Here is a 15050-nt window from a genome sequence, read left to right as displayed (position 1 = left end):
GGGTCGGTGGTGGGGCGTCCGGGGAGGGTGGTCGGCGGCCGTCCCGCCCGGTTAGCGTCCGTACATGTACCCGTCTTCCCGTTCCGCGGCCGATGGCTCCTTCGAACCCGTCCGCCCCTTCGACCCCTGGTCGCCGGCGTTCGTCGCCGACCCGTACCCCGCCTACGCCGGGCTGCGGGCCACCGGCCGGGTGCATTACTTCGAGCCCACCGACCAGTGGCTCGTACCGCACCACTCCGACGTGTCCGCCCTGCTGCGCGACCGCCGCCTGGGCCGTACGTACCTGCACCGCTTCACCCACGAGGAGTTCGGCCGTACGCCGCCGCCCGCCGAGCACGAGCCCTTCCACACCCTCAACGGGCAGGGGCTCCTCGACCTGGAGGCCCCCGACCACACCCGGATCCGGCGCCTGGTCTCCAAGGCGTTCACCCCGCGTACGGTCGAGCAGCTCGTCCCGACCGTCCGACGGCTCGCCGCCGGGCTGGTCGACTCGTTCGTCGAGGCGGGCGGCGGCGATCTGCTCACATCGGTCGCCGAGCCGCTGCCCGTCGCCGTCATCGCCGAGATGCTCGGCATCCCGGAGTCCGACCGCGCCCCGCTACGGCCCTGGTCGGCGGCGATCTGCGGCATGTACGAACTCAACCCGTCCGACGACACCGCCCGCGCCGCCGTCCGTGCCTCGCTCGACTTCTCCGCGTATCTGCGCGAGCTGATCAAGGAGCGGCGCAAGAACCCCGGTTCGGATCTGATCTCCGCACTCATCGCCGCCCACGACGAGGGAGAGCGGCTGAGCGAACAGGAGATGATCTCCACCTGCGTCCTGCTGCTCAACGCGGGCCACGAGGCGACCGTCAACACCACGGTGAACGGCTGGTGGGCCCTGCTGCGCCACCCCGGGCAACTGGCCGCCCTGCGCGCCGACCACGGGCTGTTGCCGACGGCGATCGAGGAGCTGATGCGGTACGACACCCCGCTCCAGCTCTTCGAGCGCTGGGTCCTCGACGACATCGAGATCGACGGCACGGTCATTCCGCGTGGCTCCGAGGTCGCCCTCCTCTTCGGCTCCGCCAGCCGCGACCCGGCCCGCTTCCCGGCCCCCGACACCCTGGACCTGGCCCGCCGGGAGAACCCGCACATCAGCTTCGGCGCAGGCATCCACTTCTGCCTGGGCGCCCCGCTGGCCCGCGTCGAACTTGCCGCCTCCTTCGGTGAGTTGCTGCGCCGGGCCCCGAACCTGTGCCTGACGGCCGAACCCGAGTGGAACCCGGGCTATGTGATCAGGGGCCTGAAGGAACTGCGCGTCGAGCTGTGACGGAGTGAGCGAACGGCGGAGGGCGGAGGGCGGAGGGCGATGGGGGATGACGGCTGGCGGACGGGGGAGGGTGAGGCAGGGGCGGGGCCGGGACTCAGCACGGCCCCGGATCGCAGTTCAGTGGCGGGCCGGCCAGGACGTCGAGCGCGACCCCGAAGCCGACGAGGGCCGTGAGGAGCACCCCCGCCCCGAGCGCCTGCCGCCACTTTCCCTGGACGAGGGCGAAGAGGGTGATTCCGGCAGCGATGCCGCCGAGAGTCATGACCGGCAGCCCGAACCAGAGCACATCCCACTTCGACACGCCCTCGAAGCCGCCGAAGATGCCGCGCCGGCCGTAGGGGGCCCAGGCGAGCATCCCCGCAACCCCACCGGCGGCGGCGACCATGCATCCGACGACTCCCCGGACGGCTTCGCTTCGGTTCTTCACGATCCGGGGGACGCGTGCGCACCACGGGAAGGTTGCACTTCCGGGGCAGTCCCGTCCTCATCCCGAGGCCGCCCTCGCCGCCGCTCTCCGTGCCGCCCTTCCCCGTCACGTGAGGACATCGCGTCTTCGCAGCGCTGTCATCCCTGCCCCCACCAGCACCACCGCAGCCGAGGTGAGCGCCAGCACCGGCCCCCACTCCATCCCCGTGCCCCCCGGCAGCTTCGGCAGATGCGTGAACGGGGACACGTCCATCACCGGCTGCGGCAGATTGACCGCGGGCCCGATCCACCCCAGCGCCAGGCATATCCCGGCCACGCCCCAGGACGCCACGGCCGCCTTCGGGAGCGCCCCGTACAGCAGGACTGCCATCCCGCCCAGCAGCCAGACCGCGGGCAGTTGCACCAGCGACGCACCCAGCACGGCCGGGAGTTCATGTCCGTAACCGGCGGCCAGGCCGAGGCCGCCCACCGCCATGATCAGGGCCGCGCCACCGAACGCGATGACCAGATGACTGGCCGCCCACCCGATCCGGCCGACCCCGCCCGCCAGCACCGGTTCGGCGCGCCCGGCGGTCTCCTCGCCGTGCAGCCGCAGCACCGACGCGACGATGTAAAGCGCGGCGACCATCCCGAGCATGGAGACCATCGCCGCGAGGAACGCGTCGGTCAGACCGGCCTGTCCGCCCATCCGCTCGAAGATCTCCTTCGTCTTCGCGTTGTCGCCGACGAGGTCCGCCGCCCCGCCGGTCAGCCCGCCGAAGACGACGCCGGCCGCGGCGAAGGACAGCGTCCAGCCGATCAGCGCACCTCGCTGGAGCCGCAGCGCCAGACCGAACGCCGTGGAGATCCGCCCCTGCGCCGGGCCGGGCCGGGTCGCCAGGAAGCCCATGCCGACATCGCGCCGTCCGGTCAGGGAGTAGGCGAGGGTGGCCTGGACGGCGACGGCGGCGGCGATGACGAGCAGCACCCACCAGCGTTCGTCCGCGTACGCGCGCACGTTCTCCGCCCAGCCGATGGGGGAGAGCCAGGTCAGCACGGACGAGCCGTCGCCCGTCGCCGAGTCGCCCGCCGCCTTCAGGACGAAAGCGGCACCGATCACCGCCGCCGTGAGACCCTTCGCGAGCCGGGCGCTCTCGGTGAACTGCGCGGTGATCGCGGCGGTGCAGGCGAACAGCACACCGATCCCGGCGACCGCCAGGGCGAGCGCCACCGCTCCGGCGCCGCCCGCGCCGGACCCGGCCATACCGGCCGCGATCACCAGCGCCAGCGCGGCGTTGGCGATCAGCGCGGCGAGGAGCGCGGAGGTCAGCGGGGCGCGACGCCCCACCATGGCGGAGGAGAGCATTTCCTGACGGCCGGTCTCCTCTTCCTCGCGGGTGTGCCGGATGACGACGATCAGGCTCATCACGGCCGCCATCGCTCCACCGAAGCCGACCATCCGCCAGCTGACGAGCCCGCCGACGGAGTCGTTGAAGACCGGCCCGTAGAGCGCGCGGAGCGAGCTGTTGGCGTTCATCGACGCGGCGAGTTCGGCGCGTCCGGCGGCGGTGTCGTACAGCGAGGCGAAGGATCCGCCGACGGAGGAGAAGGAGCCGCCGAGCACGATCACCCAGATCGGCATCATGATCCGGTCGCGCCGCAACGCGAGCCTCAGCAGGAGCCAGGTACCGGCGAGCTGTCCCGCCCCGGTCCCGGCCCCGGCCCGGCGTCCCGCCCCGGCCGGCACGGTCGTGGTCACGGCAGTCATCGCTCCGCCACCCCCGCACCCTCGCCGCTGTCGGTCGCACCGGCCGCGTAGTGACGCAGAAAGAGCTCCTCCAGGGTGGGCGGGGTGCTGGTCAGCGTCCGTACACCCGATGCGGAGAGCGACTTCAGGACGGCGTCCAGCTTGTCCGTGTCGACCTGGAGCGTGACCCGCAGGCCCTGGACGTCGAGGTCGTGGACGCCGGGCAGCCGCGCGAGCCCGTTGGGCGCACCGGCCAGTTCGGCGCTGATGTTCGTACGGGTCAGGTGGCGCATGTCCGCCAGCGACCCCGTCTCCACCGTCCGCCCCTGGCGGATGATGCTGACCCGGTCGCAGAGCGATTCGACCTCGCTGAGGATGTGGCTGGACAGCAGGATCGTCCGCCCGCGCGCCCGCTCCTCGGCGACGCAGCCCTGGAAGACCTCTTCCATCAGTGGATCGAGCCCGCTCGTCGGCTCGTCGAGGATCAGCAGATCCACATCGGAGGCGAACGCGGCGACGAGGGCGACCTTCTGCCGGTTGCCCTTGGAGTACGTACGCCCCTTCTTCGTCGGATCGAGCTCGAACCGCTCGACGAGGTCGGCGCGCCGGGCCGGGTCGAGGCCGCCGCGCAGCCGCCCGTACAGGTCGATCACTTCGCCGCCGGAGAGGTTGCGCCACAGCGTGACGTCACCCGGAACGTACGCCACGCGTCTGTGGAGCTCCACCGCGTCGATCCAGGGGTCGCGGCCGAGCAGTTGGGCGGCGCCGGAGTCGGCCCGCAGCAGACCCAGCAGCACCCGGATGGTGGTGGACTTCCCGGACCCGTTGGGCCCGAGGAAGCCGTGGACCTCGCCCGTCTCGACCGTGAGGTCGAGGCCGTCCAGTGCGTGTGTCCGGCCGAAGGATTTGTGCAGCCCGGCCACCGTGATCGCCTTCGTCATGTTTCTGAAAGTACGCTACTTTCACAAAGTTGTGAAGTTAAGGAAGCGTATAAAGTTGGGCTCACGGCGGGGGCCGGGAATCAGGGGAGACGACGGGCGATGACCAGCGAAACCGAACAGAACACGCGCGAAACCGAACAGAACGCGCGCGATGAGCGCGACGCGGAGGCCGTGTCGCGGTTCGTGGAGCGGTTCGCGTCCGAGATGACCGAGGCGGGGATGCAGCGGATGGCGTCCCGTGTCTTCGCCGCGCTCCTCGCGGACGACGACGGGTCGATGACCTCCGCCGAGCTCGCCATGGCGCTGCAGATCAGCCCTGCGGCCGTGTCCGGCGCGGTCAATTACCTCACGCAGGTCAGCATGGTCGGCCGCGAGCGCGACCCTGGCTCGCGCCGCGACCGCTACCGCCTGCACGACGAGGTCTGGTACACCACCTTCACCCAGCGCGACCGGGTGCTCACCCGCTGGGAGAGCACGCTCAAGGAAGGCGCCCGCACCCTGGGCGAGCACACCCCGGCCGGCGCCCGGCTCGCCGAGACAGCGGCGTTCTTCGAGTTCATGCAGGCGGAGCTGGGCGGGGTGATGGACCGCTGGAGCGAGCACCGCAAGACGCTCGATCTCCCGACGGTGAGCGGGCGCGAGTAACGGTGGGCAGGCGTAAATCGGGGTAGGTAACCGGATCGCGCACGCCCGATGCCGAATGTCCGCCGGGTGGTGTGGAGCCCCAGGATCCCGTTCAGCGCGGCGGCGCGGGCGCGGGGCCGGGCTCCGCGTCGGGCTCCGCGTCGGGCTCCGCGTCGGGCCGGGCATCCGGTCCGGCGCCCGGTCGAGCGCCCGGTCGAGCGCCCGGCCCAGCGTCCGGTCCGGCGATCGGGCCGCTACGCGCCCACGGGCGGTCGGGCAGCGCGTGCGGTGGCAGTCTCCGGCTGTGCAGCGGCCCCTGTACGACCAGCCGGACCACCCCGCCGACGGCCCCGAACGCGATCAGCGCCAGCCCGCTGAACCCGACGACGTCCGTCACCACGAAGGCCGGGGTGCCACGCAGCTCCAAGTCGTACAGATCGCCCTTGAACGGCGGGTACGACACGGCGAAGCCGCTCTCGTAGCCCTCCACCGAGGCTCGGTACCGGGCGCAGTGGAACAGCCCCGTGCGTTCCTGCCCGCCGAACGGATCGGTCCACCGCACGACGCAGCGGCCGTCGCCGCGCTCACCGATCACCGTCAGGTCGACGTACGGGTCGTCGTCGGACGCCGCCGACCACCAGGTGGCGAGCGCCATGAGGAGGCAGCCGAGGACGAACACCCAGCGGAAGACGCCCCGCCACCAGGGCCGCCGCCTCCGCGCCTGGGCCACCGGCGCCGGAACCGTTGCCGCCGCCTCCGCCTCCGCGGCCGTGACAGCCTCCGCCGCCCCGACCACGCCCGCATCACCCACATCGCCCGTAACGTATGCATCGCCCGTACCGCCCGCATGACTCATAGCGCCCGTAACGTATGCATCGCCCGTACCATCCGTACCGCCCGCATGACTCATAGCGCCCGTAGCGATCTGCGGCTGGGGTGGGGCCGGGCGCGTGCGGAGGTCGCTGACCTGCGGGCGGGCCGCGATCGAACGGGCCCGGCGGCCTCGCACCGGCTTCGCCCAGATCAGTTCCGTACCGCCGGGCGGCGCCAGCACACCCCCCTTGCGGGGATCGCCGCACCACCACAGCATCCCGCCGGGGTCGTTCAGCAGCGGGAAGCGCCACTGCGGCGTCGACGGGGCCAGCGGAAGCAGCTCATCCGTTCCGGGCCCGCTCAGCACCACCGCAGCCCCGCTGCTGCCGCGCTGCAGGGCGACCGAGGAGTGGGCCACCCACGGCCCGGCGCCGAGCACCCGCCGCATCTGCCGGGCCCGGTGCCGCACCAGGGCCCCGCCCGCCAGCAACGCCCCGCTGAAACCGCCGAGCGTCGGAGACCCGGGCCATCCGTCCAGACACACCCCGATGTACACCACCGACCACACCCCCACCGCGCCGCCGCCGAACCAGCGCCAGGCCGAGGTCCGGTACCGCTCCAGCGCGTCCGCCGTCCCCGGCAGGTCCAGCGCGACCGGGCGCGACCGCACCGCCCCCGCGCCCGTCCCCGGTCCGTCCGCCTCGCCCGAACCGTCCGACATCCCCAGCCCGCCCTTCTGCCCGGCCTCGCCGGCCCGCCTGGCCCGTCCGACGTGCCCCGCGCCGGAGGCTACCCCTCGACCACCGGCAGCATCAGCCCCCAGGCGCCCGCCCGCACCGTCCACGTCCGCGTCCGTACAGGGCCGCCGACCTGTATGTCCGCGCGGTAGCGGAAGTCCGCGCCCGAGACCGTGACGGCCTTCGCCTCCGCCGTGACCGGGTCGGCCGACGGAGGGCGGATCACCACCTCCGCGAGGCCGCCGTCACCGCCCTGCGGAGTGACCGTCACCGACTCGACCGGGCGGTCCAGATCGTTCAGCAGGACACCGTCCGCCTCGACCCGCAGCCGGTGCGTGCGTGGTGGTGCGGGGAACGGGGGCGGGGTGGGGCGCACCAGGGTGCGGACCAGGGAGCGGCAGGTGTCCCAGACCGCCGTGACCCCCGTACGGTCGGCCACCTCGCCGGGCAGCGCGCTCAAGGCCGGGATGCGCACCGCGCCCAGGACGACGCCGTCGCTGTCGTCGACCAGCAGGTCGAGCTTGCGGACGGCACCGTCCAGCGCGGTACGCGCCGCCGCCACCGCGCCCCGGGGCACGCCGAGCGAATGGGCGAGTTCCAGCGCGGCCGTCGCGCCGACCGGGATCAGCGCGAGTGCAGTCCCGGCAGGCTCCCGCTCCCGGTGCAGCAGGGCCACCGCCCGCCGCAGCGCCCGGTCGTCGCCGACCACCACCGGCCGCCGACTTCCCCGGCGGGACAAGGCCCGCGCGAACTCCTCGGGTCCGTCGGGCAGGCAGATTTTGGCGTGCGAACCGGCACTGAGCACGTCCTTCGCGATACGGACGGACTCGCCGTCGGTCCGGCGGGCTACCGGGTCGATGAGCACCAGCAGCTGGTGCGCACCGTCGCCGGGGGGCTGGGCAGCCGACACCTCGGTCCTTCCTCGGGTAGCATCTTGGTGCAAGAGCCCCTTGCGCTATTGCGCCAGGGGCTTCGTCTATTCCGGGGCACCCGGTTCGACGGTTCAGGCCTTGTCGTACATCTCGTACGGCATGTACGACGTTTACGTACGCCCCCTGACCTTGGACATGCCCCGCCCGGAAGGGGTGTACGCCTGTGCCCGCACTTGTGCTGCTCGGTGCTCAGTGGGGTGACGAGGGCAAGGGAAAGGCCACCGACCTCCTCGGTGGATCCGTGGACTATGTGGTGCGTTACCAAGGCGGCAACAATGCCGGCCACACGGTGGTCGTAGGTGACCAGAAGTACGCACTTCATCTCCTCCCCTCCGGAATCCTTTCGCCGGGGTGTACCCCGGTCATCGGAAACGGTGTCGTCGTCGACCCGGCCGTCCTGCTCTCCGAGCTGAGTGGGCTGAACGACCGCGGCGTGGACACGTCCAAGCTGCTGATCAGCGGCAATGCCCATTTGATCACCCCGTACAACGTCACGGTCGACAAGGTGACGGAACGGTTCCTCGGGAAGCGCAAGATCGGTACGACGGGCCGTGGCATCGGTCCGACGTACGCCGACAAGATCAACCGCGTGGGCATCCGCGTCCAGGACCTCTACGACGAGTCGATCCTGGAGCAGAAGGTCGAGGCGGCCCTGGAGCAGAAGAACCAGCTCCTCGCCAAGGTCTTCAACCGGCGCGCGATCGAGCCCGGCAAGATCGTCGAGGAGATGCTCCAGTACGCGGAGCAGATCAAGCCGTACGTCGCCGACACGACGCTGGTCCTGAACAACGCCATCGATGCGGGCAAGGTCGTCCTCTTCGAGGGCGGTCAGGGCACGCTGCTCGACGTCGACCACGGCACGTACCCCTTCGTCACCTCGTCGAACCCGACCGCGGGCGGCGCCTGCACCGGTGCCGGCGTGGGCCCGACGAAGATCAGCCGGGTCATCGGCATCCTCAAGGCGTACACCACCCGCGTCGGCGCGGGCCCGTTCCCGACGGAGCTGCTCGACGAGGACGGCGAGGCGCTGCGCCGGATCGGCGGCGAGCGCGGTGTCACCACCGGCCGCGACCGTCGCTGCGGCTGGTTCGACGCGGTCATCGCGCGGTACGCGACCCGGGTCAACGGTCTCACCGACTTCTTCCTCACCAAGCTGGACGTGCTGACCGGCTGGGAGCAGATCCCGGTGTGCGTCGCGTACGAGATCGACGGCAAGCGTGTCGAGGAACTCCCGTACAGCCAGACCGACTTCCACCACGCGAAGCCGGTCTACGAGATGCTGCCGGGCTGGTCCGAGGACATCACGAAGGCGAAGACCTTCGACGATCTGCCGAAGAACGCTCAGGCGTACGTGAAGGCGCTGGAGGAGATGTCCGGCGCCCCGATCTCCGCGATCGGTGTCGGCCCCGGCCGCACCGAGACCATCGAGATCAAATCCTTCCTGTAGGAGTTTCTGCAAGGAGCTGCGAACGCGCCAGGAGGGCCGGGACGGTGAGTCCCGGCCCTCCTGGCGTCCCGTCAGTCCTCGCCGCAGATCCGCAGCCCCTGCGGTGTCGCGCACGGTAGGGGCCCGTGCGTACGGATCACGTCCTGGCCGTTCCCCCGGCTCAGACAGCCCAGAAAGCTGGAGGCCAGGGAGTCGGCGGGCGGCTGGCCGTAAGTGTAGGCGTACTCGATCTCCGGTACGGGTACGTGCTGGAGCCGATCGTGTCGGCGGACGGGACGGTGGAGTCGATGGCGAGCTGGTGCGCTCCCGGCAGCTTGGTTCCGGAGCGCAGTTCGCTGTAGCCGATCGCGCCGTCGAGTCGGCCGACGGTGGCCAGGACCTGTTCGGTGGAGTCGAGTTCGCAGCGCCGTGGATGACTTGGGACTGCCCGGCCCGGCGGTGCGGTTCGGAGTGCTCAGCGGAAGGCCGCGGCATTGCGTTCGGCCCACGCGGCGAAGGTGCCCGCCGCCCGGCCCAGGACGCGCTCGGCGTCGGGGCTCGCCCGCTGCTCCTCCTCGGTGGGTTCGCCAAGGATGGCCAGCGTTCCTTCGACCACGGGAAGCGGCATGAACCGCGCCATCAGCGTGTGGGCCTCCTCGCGGGTCTGCTCGGTGAACCGCACCGGTTCGCCCAGCGCGGCCGCGATCGCCGTCGCCCGCTCGCGCGGGGTGGTCGGCGCGGGACCGGTCAGGGTGTATGTGGCACCCGTGTGAGCGTCCTCGTGCAGGACAGCGGCGGCGACCGCGGCCACGTCGGCCGGGTCGACGAAGGGCAGACCGACGTCACCGAACGGTGCTGCGGCCTCCCGCCTGGTACGGATCGACTCGGCCCACGCGAGGACATTGGTGTCCATCCCGCCCGACCGCAGAACCGTCCAGTCGAGCCCGGACTCCCGCACGGCCGTCTCGAACAGAAGGGGATGCCGGTACGCCTCCGGACGGGTTCCCGCACCCTGCGAGGACAGCAGCACCACCTTGCGGACCCCGGCGGTTTTCGCCACCTCGAGAATGCCGTGCGGGTCGTCGCCCGCCACCAGCAGGAACAGCGCCTCCGCCCCGTCGAACGCGACCTGCAGACCGGCCGGCTCGGCCAGGTCGGCAGCCGTCGCCCGAACCCCCGGCGGCACATCGGCGTCGGTGATGTGCCGGGCCACGGCCGTCACCGGCACCCGGGCCTCGGTAAGCATCTGCACCAGCGCCCGCCCGACGTTCCCGGTCGCACCTGTCACCACGATCATGCCGGTCTCCCTCGTTGAGAAGAGTCGGTGAGTCGAGTTAGTTAGTCGACTCACTTATTTCGTTGACGGGACGCTAGCACAGTCGGACCGGTTGCTGTCTATAGTCAGTCGGGTGACTGACTCAAAGGATTCCCGGCGTCCCCGGACGAAGGCTGCCGAAAAGCGGCAGCGGCTGACGGCGGCTGCCGCCCGGGTCCTGCACGAGCAGGGCGTGGAACGCACGACCATCGCGGACATCGCCCACGCCGCCGACGTCCCGGCGGGCAACGTGTACTACTACTTCAAGACCAAGGGTGAGCTGGTCGAAGCCGCCCTCTCCGAACACACGAGGTACCTGGAAGCCCTCACCGGCCGCCTCGATCAGCTCGCCGATCCGCGCGAACGCCTGAAGGGCCTCGTGGATGCGTGGGTCGGGCAGCGCGACACCGCGGCCCGCTACGGCTGCCCCACCGGCACCCTCGCCGTCGAACTCGACAAGTGCGCCGAGGGCGGTCTCGACCTGTCGGTGGGCCAGGTCATCCGTCGGCTGCTGGACTGGGTGGAGCAGCAGTTCCGTGAGCTGGGGGCGGCCGACCCCGAGGGTCTCTCGCTGACGTTTGTCGGCGCCTACCAGGGCATGTCGCTGCTCTCCAGCGCTCTGCGCGATCCGGAGATCATGACCCGTGAAGGTGCCCGCCTCGTCCGCTGGCTCGACTCCCTGACCTGACGCGCGTGGCCGGGCGCAAGTACTGCCGGCCGCTGACCGGCCGACCGGTCCGACGTTCCGCATGCTTCACAGCTGTGGATCCCCCCCACCCGACGGGGGCGTGCCCGGCCCGGCCGGACACGCCCCCGTTTCGGTTCATCGGGCGGCGTCCGCTCCCGCGATGTCCAGGGCCCGGAAGGCCAGCCACAGGTCGTAACGAGCGCTCGGCGTCTGCAGCAGCGAGCGCTGAAGAATCGACTCAAGCCGCGCGAGGCGTTTACGGGCCCCCGGCACCGAAATGCCCAACGTGGCGGCCGTCGGGCCGAGTTGGGCCTCACACTCCAGCCAGGTGCGGAGCGTTGCCCGCGGGTCGGCGGCGGTCCGGTAAGAGCGGGACGCGGTGAGCGGGCGCAGCTGCTGGGCCGCCCATTCCTGGGCGGCCGGGCCGCGCAGGACGTCGTCCAGTCGGTGGGACGGCTCCGGCGTCGCCTCGTCCGGGCGGACCGTCCCGGACACGGTCGGCGTGGCGCGGATGCGCAGGGCCAGGTCGAGGGCGGACTGGTCGGCGACCCGGTTCAGGTCGAGGCCGAGCAGCTCGCCGATCAGCCGGAGCCGTGCGGTCAGGGTGTTCCGGTGGATCTTCAGGTGCTGGGTCGCATGCGAGGAGAACGCGAGCCAGGAGGTGAGGGTCGCCGCGAGTTCCTGGCTGCCCGGGTCGTGGCTGCGCCGCGGCAGATACGTGAGCAAAGGGCGCAGCAGCGCGTCAGCCCACCGCGCACCGGCCGCACCGACGACCAGGGCGGCCTCCGGCGCCGAGCCGAAACGGGCGTGCCGTACGGGCAGTCCGCGGGCCACGGCCAGGGCGTGGAACGCCTGCCGGTAACCGGTCGCCGTGTCGGACAGCGGCACGTCCTCGCTCGCCCCCACCACGCACTCGTCCACCTCATCCGCGACCCGGCGGCCGAGCGGCTGTTCGGCTGCGTCCGGGTCGGCCGGCGCGATGAGGATCAGATGGCGTGCGTACACCGGGCACCGCACGATCCAGGACCGGCCGCCGGAGAGTTCCGCGCAGATCCGTGCCACCTCGTCCCGGCGCCCGCCCGGGCACTCCACGACGCACACCCGGACGGGGTCGGGCAGCGTGGGCTTCAGAGCACCTGCCACCTGATGCGCGATGGACAGCTGGCCGGTCATGAGCAGATGCAGCACCGCTTCCCGGCTGCGGGACTCCGCGAGGTCGACACGGCGGCGCTTGCGTTCCACGGTCTCCGCGGCCCAGCACATGGCGAGGGGCATCGCCGCGTCGGAGAGCAGTGTGGAGAGCCCGTCCGGCAGCGGACGCGGGGCGACGACGGCCAGGACCGGGGGAGAGGTGTTCGGCGGGCCGTCCAGCGGGAACAACAACGCGGTGTGCGGCCCCCTGTCGAACGAGAAGGAGTGCGCGCCGAGTGACGCCAGTTCCCTCACGCCCTCGGTGGCCAGCGCGGCGGCCTCGACGCCCGTACGGTCCGGGGGCCGGGTCACGCCGTGCAGAACGGTGCCGTCACCGTCGAGCAGTCCGGCCCAGCCCTCCGCCCGGCCGGACACCCAGCGCAGGAGCTCCTGCGATCCGCCGGATCGGGCCAGCCGGTACATCCGCAGTACGTCGTCGGCCCGTTCCCGCGCGTGCACGCGTCCTCCGCTTCTGTGTTCCTGCGTTATTGCGCTCATGCCAAAAAAACCGGAGTGCAGCGTACCGGTCTGGCTGTGCGGACTGATACCCCCGGCGGCCCACACAGTGCGAACTGAATCTTTCTGTCGCCTACTCGAAGTCCTAGAGTCCGAACACGGTTGCGGCCCCCTTCGGGGGAGGGGCACGGGGACGGCGGCTCACGGGGGTGGTCGCTGTCGTCGGCCGCAACCGGTTCGCTTCTTCTCGCGTTGTCAGTGGCGGCCCCTAGGGTCGGATCACGATCAGGACCACGTTCACGATCACGATCCGAGACGACTGGAAGAGGCCGCCGTCATGGAGTTCCGTATGGAGCGCAGCGCATTGACCGACGCCGTGGCCTGGGCGGCCCGGGTGCTGCCCACGCGCTCGCCCGTTCCCGTGCTGGGCGGGCTGTTGCTGGAGGCGGCCGACGGGCGGCTGCGCATCTCGGGCCTCGACTACGAGGCGTCCGCGTGCATCGAGGTGGAGGCGGAGACCGTACGGGCCGGGAAGGTGCTGGTCATGGGCCGCCGGCTGCTCGATGTGTGCCGGGTGCTGCCCGAGGGTGCGGTGGAGTGCGAGGTCGAGGGCTCACGGTTCTCGCTGGCCGGTGACAGCGCCCGGTTCGGGCTCTCGGTGCTGCCGTTCGACGACTATCCGGCGCTTCCGCCGCTGCCGGAGGTGCTCGGTGCTGTGGACGCGGAGGAGTTCGCCGTGGCCGTCGCCCATGTCGCGGTGGCGGCCGGCCGGGACGACACGCTGCCGACCCTGACCGGTATCCGGCTGGCGCTCGACGGCGACACGATGACCCTCGCTGCGACGGACCGCTACCGGTTTGCCGTACGCACGCTTGCGTGGAAACCCGGGCAGGACGGCGTCTCGGCCGATGTCGTGATCTCCGCCCGCAGGCTGACCGAGATCGCCCGCTCCTTCAGCCGGGCCGGAATGGTCCAACTCGCTCTGGACGGCGGCTCGGTCGGATTCGAACTGGCCGGGATGCGGACCACGGTGCGTCTGCTGGACGGCCGACTGCCGCGCCACGACAAGCTGTTCGCGATGACGGACCCCGCCCGCGCGGTCCTGGACCGGGCGCCCCTCGTCGAGGCCGTCAAGCGCGTCGCCGTGGTCGCGGAGGGCGGCAGCCCGCTCCACCTGACGTTCTCCGGCGACTCGGTGCTCCTTCAGGCGGGTTACGAGGACGATGTCGCCTCCCAGCGTCTGCCCGCCGCGCTCGGGGACACCGACGAGCTGACGGTCGCCTTCAACCCGTCGTATCTGATGGACGCCCTGGCCTCGTTCGACGCACCCGTGGTCCGGTTCGAGCTGCTGGGCCCAGGTCAGCGGGCGATGGTCACCGGATGGGCCTCCCGGGCAGACGCGGCGGACGAGGCGGCGCGCCCGGTCCACCAGCATCTGTTGATGTCGGCCAGGCCGTTGGTCTAGCGCGGTCCGGATACGCCCCGGACGCCCCGTGAGCGCCCGGCTCGGTTCAGTCCATCGCTGTGCGGGCCCGTTGGCTCAGATGGGCCGGGGCCTGGATGCCCGGGGGCAGCAGGGGGTCCGGTTGCAGTTCGCCCCAGGTCGTGTGCAGGGGCAGCACGCCCGCCCACAGGCCGAGTTGTGCGTCCTCGCTGTCGCCGTCGTCCGGTGCCCCGGTACGTATCTTCACCGATGCCTCGTCCAGCGGCAGAGCGAGCAGGGACGTCGCGGCGAGTTCCTTGCGGCTGGGGCGGCGGGCGTAGTCCCACTGGCCGGGTGTCGCCTGCTCGGTCAGGCAGCGCAGGCCCGCGAGCTTCTCGTCCGGGTCGGTGATCAGGCGGGGGATGCCGAAGACCATGGCACTGCGGTAGTTGACGCCGTGCTCGAAGACCGAACGCGCCAGGACGAGGCCGTCGACATGGGTGACGGTGACACAGACGGTCGCTTCGGGGGAGGCGACCAGGCTGCGGCTGGCGACGGAGCCGTGGAAGTAGAGGGTGGTGCCGTCGGAGCCGTAGACGGTGGGGACCACCAGGAGGTTTCCGTCGACGGTGACACCGAGATGGCAGACGAAGCCGGCCCCGAGGATCGCGTCGAGTACGTCGCGGTCGAGGCTCCCCTGCTCACGGAGGCGGCGGTGGCGGGTGCGTGCGGTCTCCGGCAGCTGCCGGTCATGGGGCGGAACGCTCACGGTGTCGGTCACGGGTTCGGGTCCTTTGCTTGTGTCGTGGCCGACGGGCGGCCGGTGGCCGCATCGAGCAACTCGGGCTCGTTCAGGGTACGCAGGAGAATCCGGCCGACCGCGGGCAGGACGATCAGCGGTGCGAGGGCGGTCTGTAAGGAGGTGGCGACGGCGCCGATGACCGGTCCGGCGATACCGCCGATGCTGACGGCCAGGCCCAGAGTGATGCCCCCTGCGGTGCCCACACGCCGGGGCAGGTAGTCCTGGCCTGGCCGGTTGC

At 71.5% G+C, this 15050-nt stretch carries 13 protein-coding genes and 2 pseudogenes; 5 read left to right on the top strand and 10 right to left on the bottom strand.

The annotated features are described in order from the left end of the window. The first annotated feature begins 64 nt into the window (after positions 1-64). Positions 65-1312 carry a cytochrome P450 gene (locus tag OG306_RS17700; protein WP_266747112.1) on the top strand — a complete coding sequence of 416 codons (1248 nt, stop codon included), beginning with the start codon at positions 65-67 and terminating at the stop codon, positions 1310-1312. 94 nt (positions 1313-1406) lie between these two features. On the opposite strand, the gene OG306_RS17695 is transcribed toward OG306_RS17700, so the two are convergent. The 3 genes from OG306_RS17695 to OG306_RS17685 all read right to left on the bottom strand — a co-directional run bounded on the left by OG306_RS17695 (position 1407) and on the right by OG306_RS17685 (position 4405). Further along, positions 1407-1697 carry a hypothetical protein gene (locus tag OG306_RS17695; RefSeq protein ID WP_266747111.1) on the bottom strand — a complete coding sequence of 97 codons (291 nt, stop codon included), beginning with the start codon at positions 1695-1697 and terminating at the stop codon, positions 1407-1409. 147 nt (positions 1698-1844) lie between these two features. Next, positions 1845-3485 carry an ABC transporter permease gene (locus tag OG306_RS17690; protein ID WP_266747110.1) on the bottom strand — a complete coding sequence of 547 codons (1641 nt, stop codon included), beginning with the start codon at positions 3483-3485 and terminating at the stop codon, positions 1845-1847. Next, positions 3482-4405 carry an ABC transporter ATP-binding protein gene (locus tag OG306_RS17685; protein WP_266747109.1) on the bottom strand — a complete coding sequence of 308 codons (924 nt, stop codon included), beginning with the start codon at positions 4403-4405 and terminating at the stop codon, positions 3482-3484. The genes OG306_RS17690 and OG306_RS17685 overlap by 4 nt, the downstream gene beginning before the upstream one ends. 99 nt (positions 4406-4504) lie before the next feature. Between OG306_RS17685 and OG306_RS17680 the strand changes: the two genes are divergently transcribed. Next, positions 4505-5050, top strand: coding sequence for a GbsR/MarR family transcriptional regulator (locus OG306_RS17680; protein ID WP_266747108.1), 546 nt, complete (start codon positions 4505-4507; stop codon positions 5048-5050). A 91-nt stretch (positions 5051-5141) separates the two neighbouring features. Here the strand turns inward: OG306_RS17680 and OG306_RS17675 are convergent, their stop codons facing one another. Then, positions 5142-6563 carry a hypothetical protein gene (locus tag OG306_RS17675; protein WP_266747107.1) on the bottom strand — a complete coding sequence of 474 codons (1422 nt, stop codon included), beginning with the start codon at positions 6561-6563 and terminating at the stop codon, positions 5142-5144. 68 nt (positions 6564-6631) lie between these two features. Beyond that, a complete protein-coding gene (locus OG306_RS17670) occupies positions 6632-7489 on the bottom strand; it encodes a diacylglycerol kinase family protein (protein WP_266747106.1) in 858 nt (285 codons plus the stop codon). A gap of 185 nt (positions 7490-7674) precedes the next feature. On the opposite strand from OG306_RS17670, the gene OG306_RS17665 reads away from it, so the two are divergent. Continuing rightward, the gene (locus OG306_RS17665; RefSeq protein ID WP_371665472.1) at positions 7675-8958 is read left to right on the top strand and encodes an adenylosuccinate synthase; all 1284 of its coding nucleotides are present in this window, start codon (positions 7675-7677) and stop codon (positions 8956-8958) included. A 71-nt stretch (positions 8959-9029) separates the two neighbouring features. On the opposite strand, the pseudogene OG306_RS17660 reads toward OG306_RS17665, so the two are convergent. Together OG306_RS17660 and OG306_RS17655 are read right to left on the bottom strand one after the other, a co-directional pair. Continuing rightward, a pseudogene (locus tag OG306_RS17660) lies at positions 9030-9364 on the bottom strand (phosphate ABC transporter substrate-binding protein); the annotation flags it as partial. A 48-nt stretch (positions 9365-9412) separates the two neighbouring features. Further along, complete coding sequence (locus OG306_RS17655) at positions 9413-10234, bottom strand: SDR family oxidoreductase (RefSeq protein ID WP_266906190.1); 822 nt, start codon at positions 10232-10234, stop codon at positions 9413-9415. A 112-nt stretch (positions 10235-10346) separates the two neighbouring features. Here OG306_RS17655 and OG306_RS17650 point away from each other — a divergent pair, with 112 nt between their 5' ends. Continuing rightward, a complete protein-coding gene (locus tag OG306_RS17650) occupies positions 10347-10940 on the top strand; it encodes a TetR/AcrR family transcriptional regulator (protein ID WP_266747104.1) in 594 nt (197 codons plus the stop codon). A 135-nt stretch (positions 10941-11075) separates the two neighbouring features. Here the strand turns inward: OG306_RS17650 and OG306_RS17645 are convergent, their stop codons facing one another. Next, complete coding sequence (locus OG306_RS17645) at positions 11076-12554, bottom strand: helix-turn-helix domain-containing protein (RefSeq protein WP_266752276.1); 1479 nt, start codon at positions 12552-12554, stop codon at positions 11076-11078. 370 nt (positions 12555-12924) lie between these two features. Here OG306_RS17645 and dnaN point away from each other — a divergent pair, with 370 nt between their 5' ends. Further along, positions 12925-14052 carry a DNA polymerase III subunit beta gene (dnaN, locus tag OG306_RS17640; protein ID WP_266747103.1) on the top strand — a complete coding sequence of 376 codons (1128 nt, stop codon included), beginning with the start codon at positions 12925-12927 and terminating at the stop codon, positions 14050-14052. A 46-nt stretch (positions 14053-14098) separates the two neighbouring features. Here the strand turns inward: dnaN and OG306_RS17635 are convergent, their stop codons facing one another. Further along, entirely contained in the window at positions 14099-14791 is a 693-nt protein-coding gene (locus tag OG306_RS17635; RefSeq protein ID WP_266747102.1) for a pyridoxamine 5'-phosphate oxidase family protein, read from the bottom strand. Further along, positions 14788-15039: pseudogene (locus tag OG306_RS17630) on the bottom strand (MFS transporter); the annotation flags it as partial. The pseudogene OG306_RS17630 and the gene OG306_RS17635, both read right to left, overlap by 4 nt. Positions 15040-15050: the final 11 nt, after the last annotated feature.

The organism is Streptomyces sp. NBC_01241 (assembly GCF_041435435.1).
Classification (GTDB): domain Bacteria; phylum Actinomycetota; class Actinomycetes; order Streptomycetales; family Streptomycetaceae; genus Streptomyces.
Note: the sequence above shows the minus strand (reverse complement) of the source record. Positions and strands in the feature narration are given on the sequence as shown.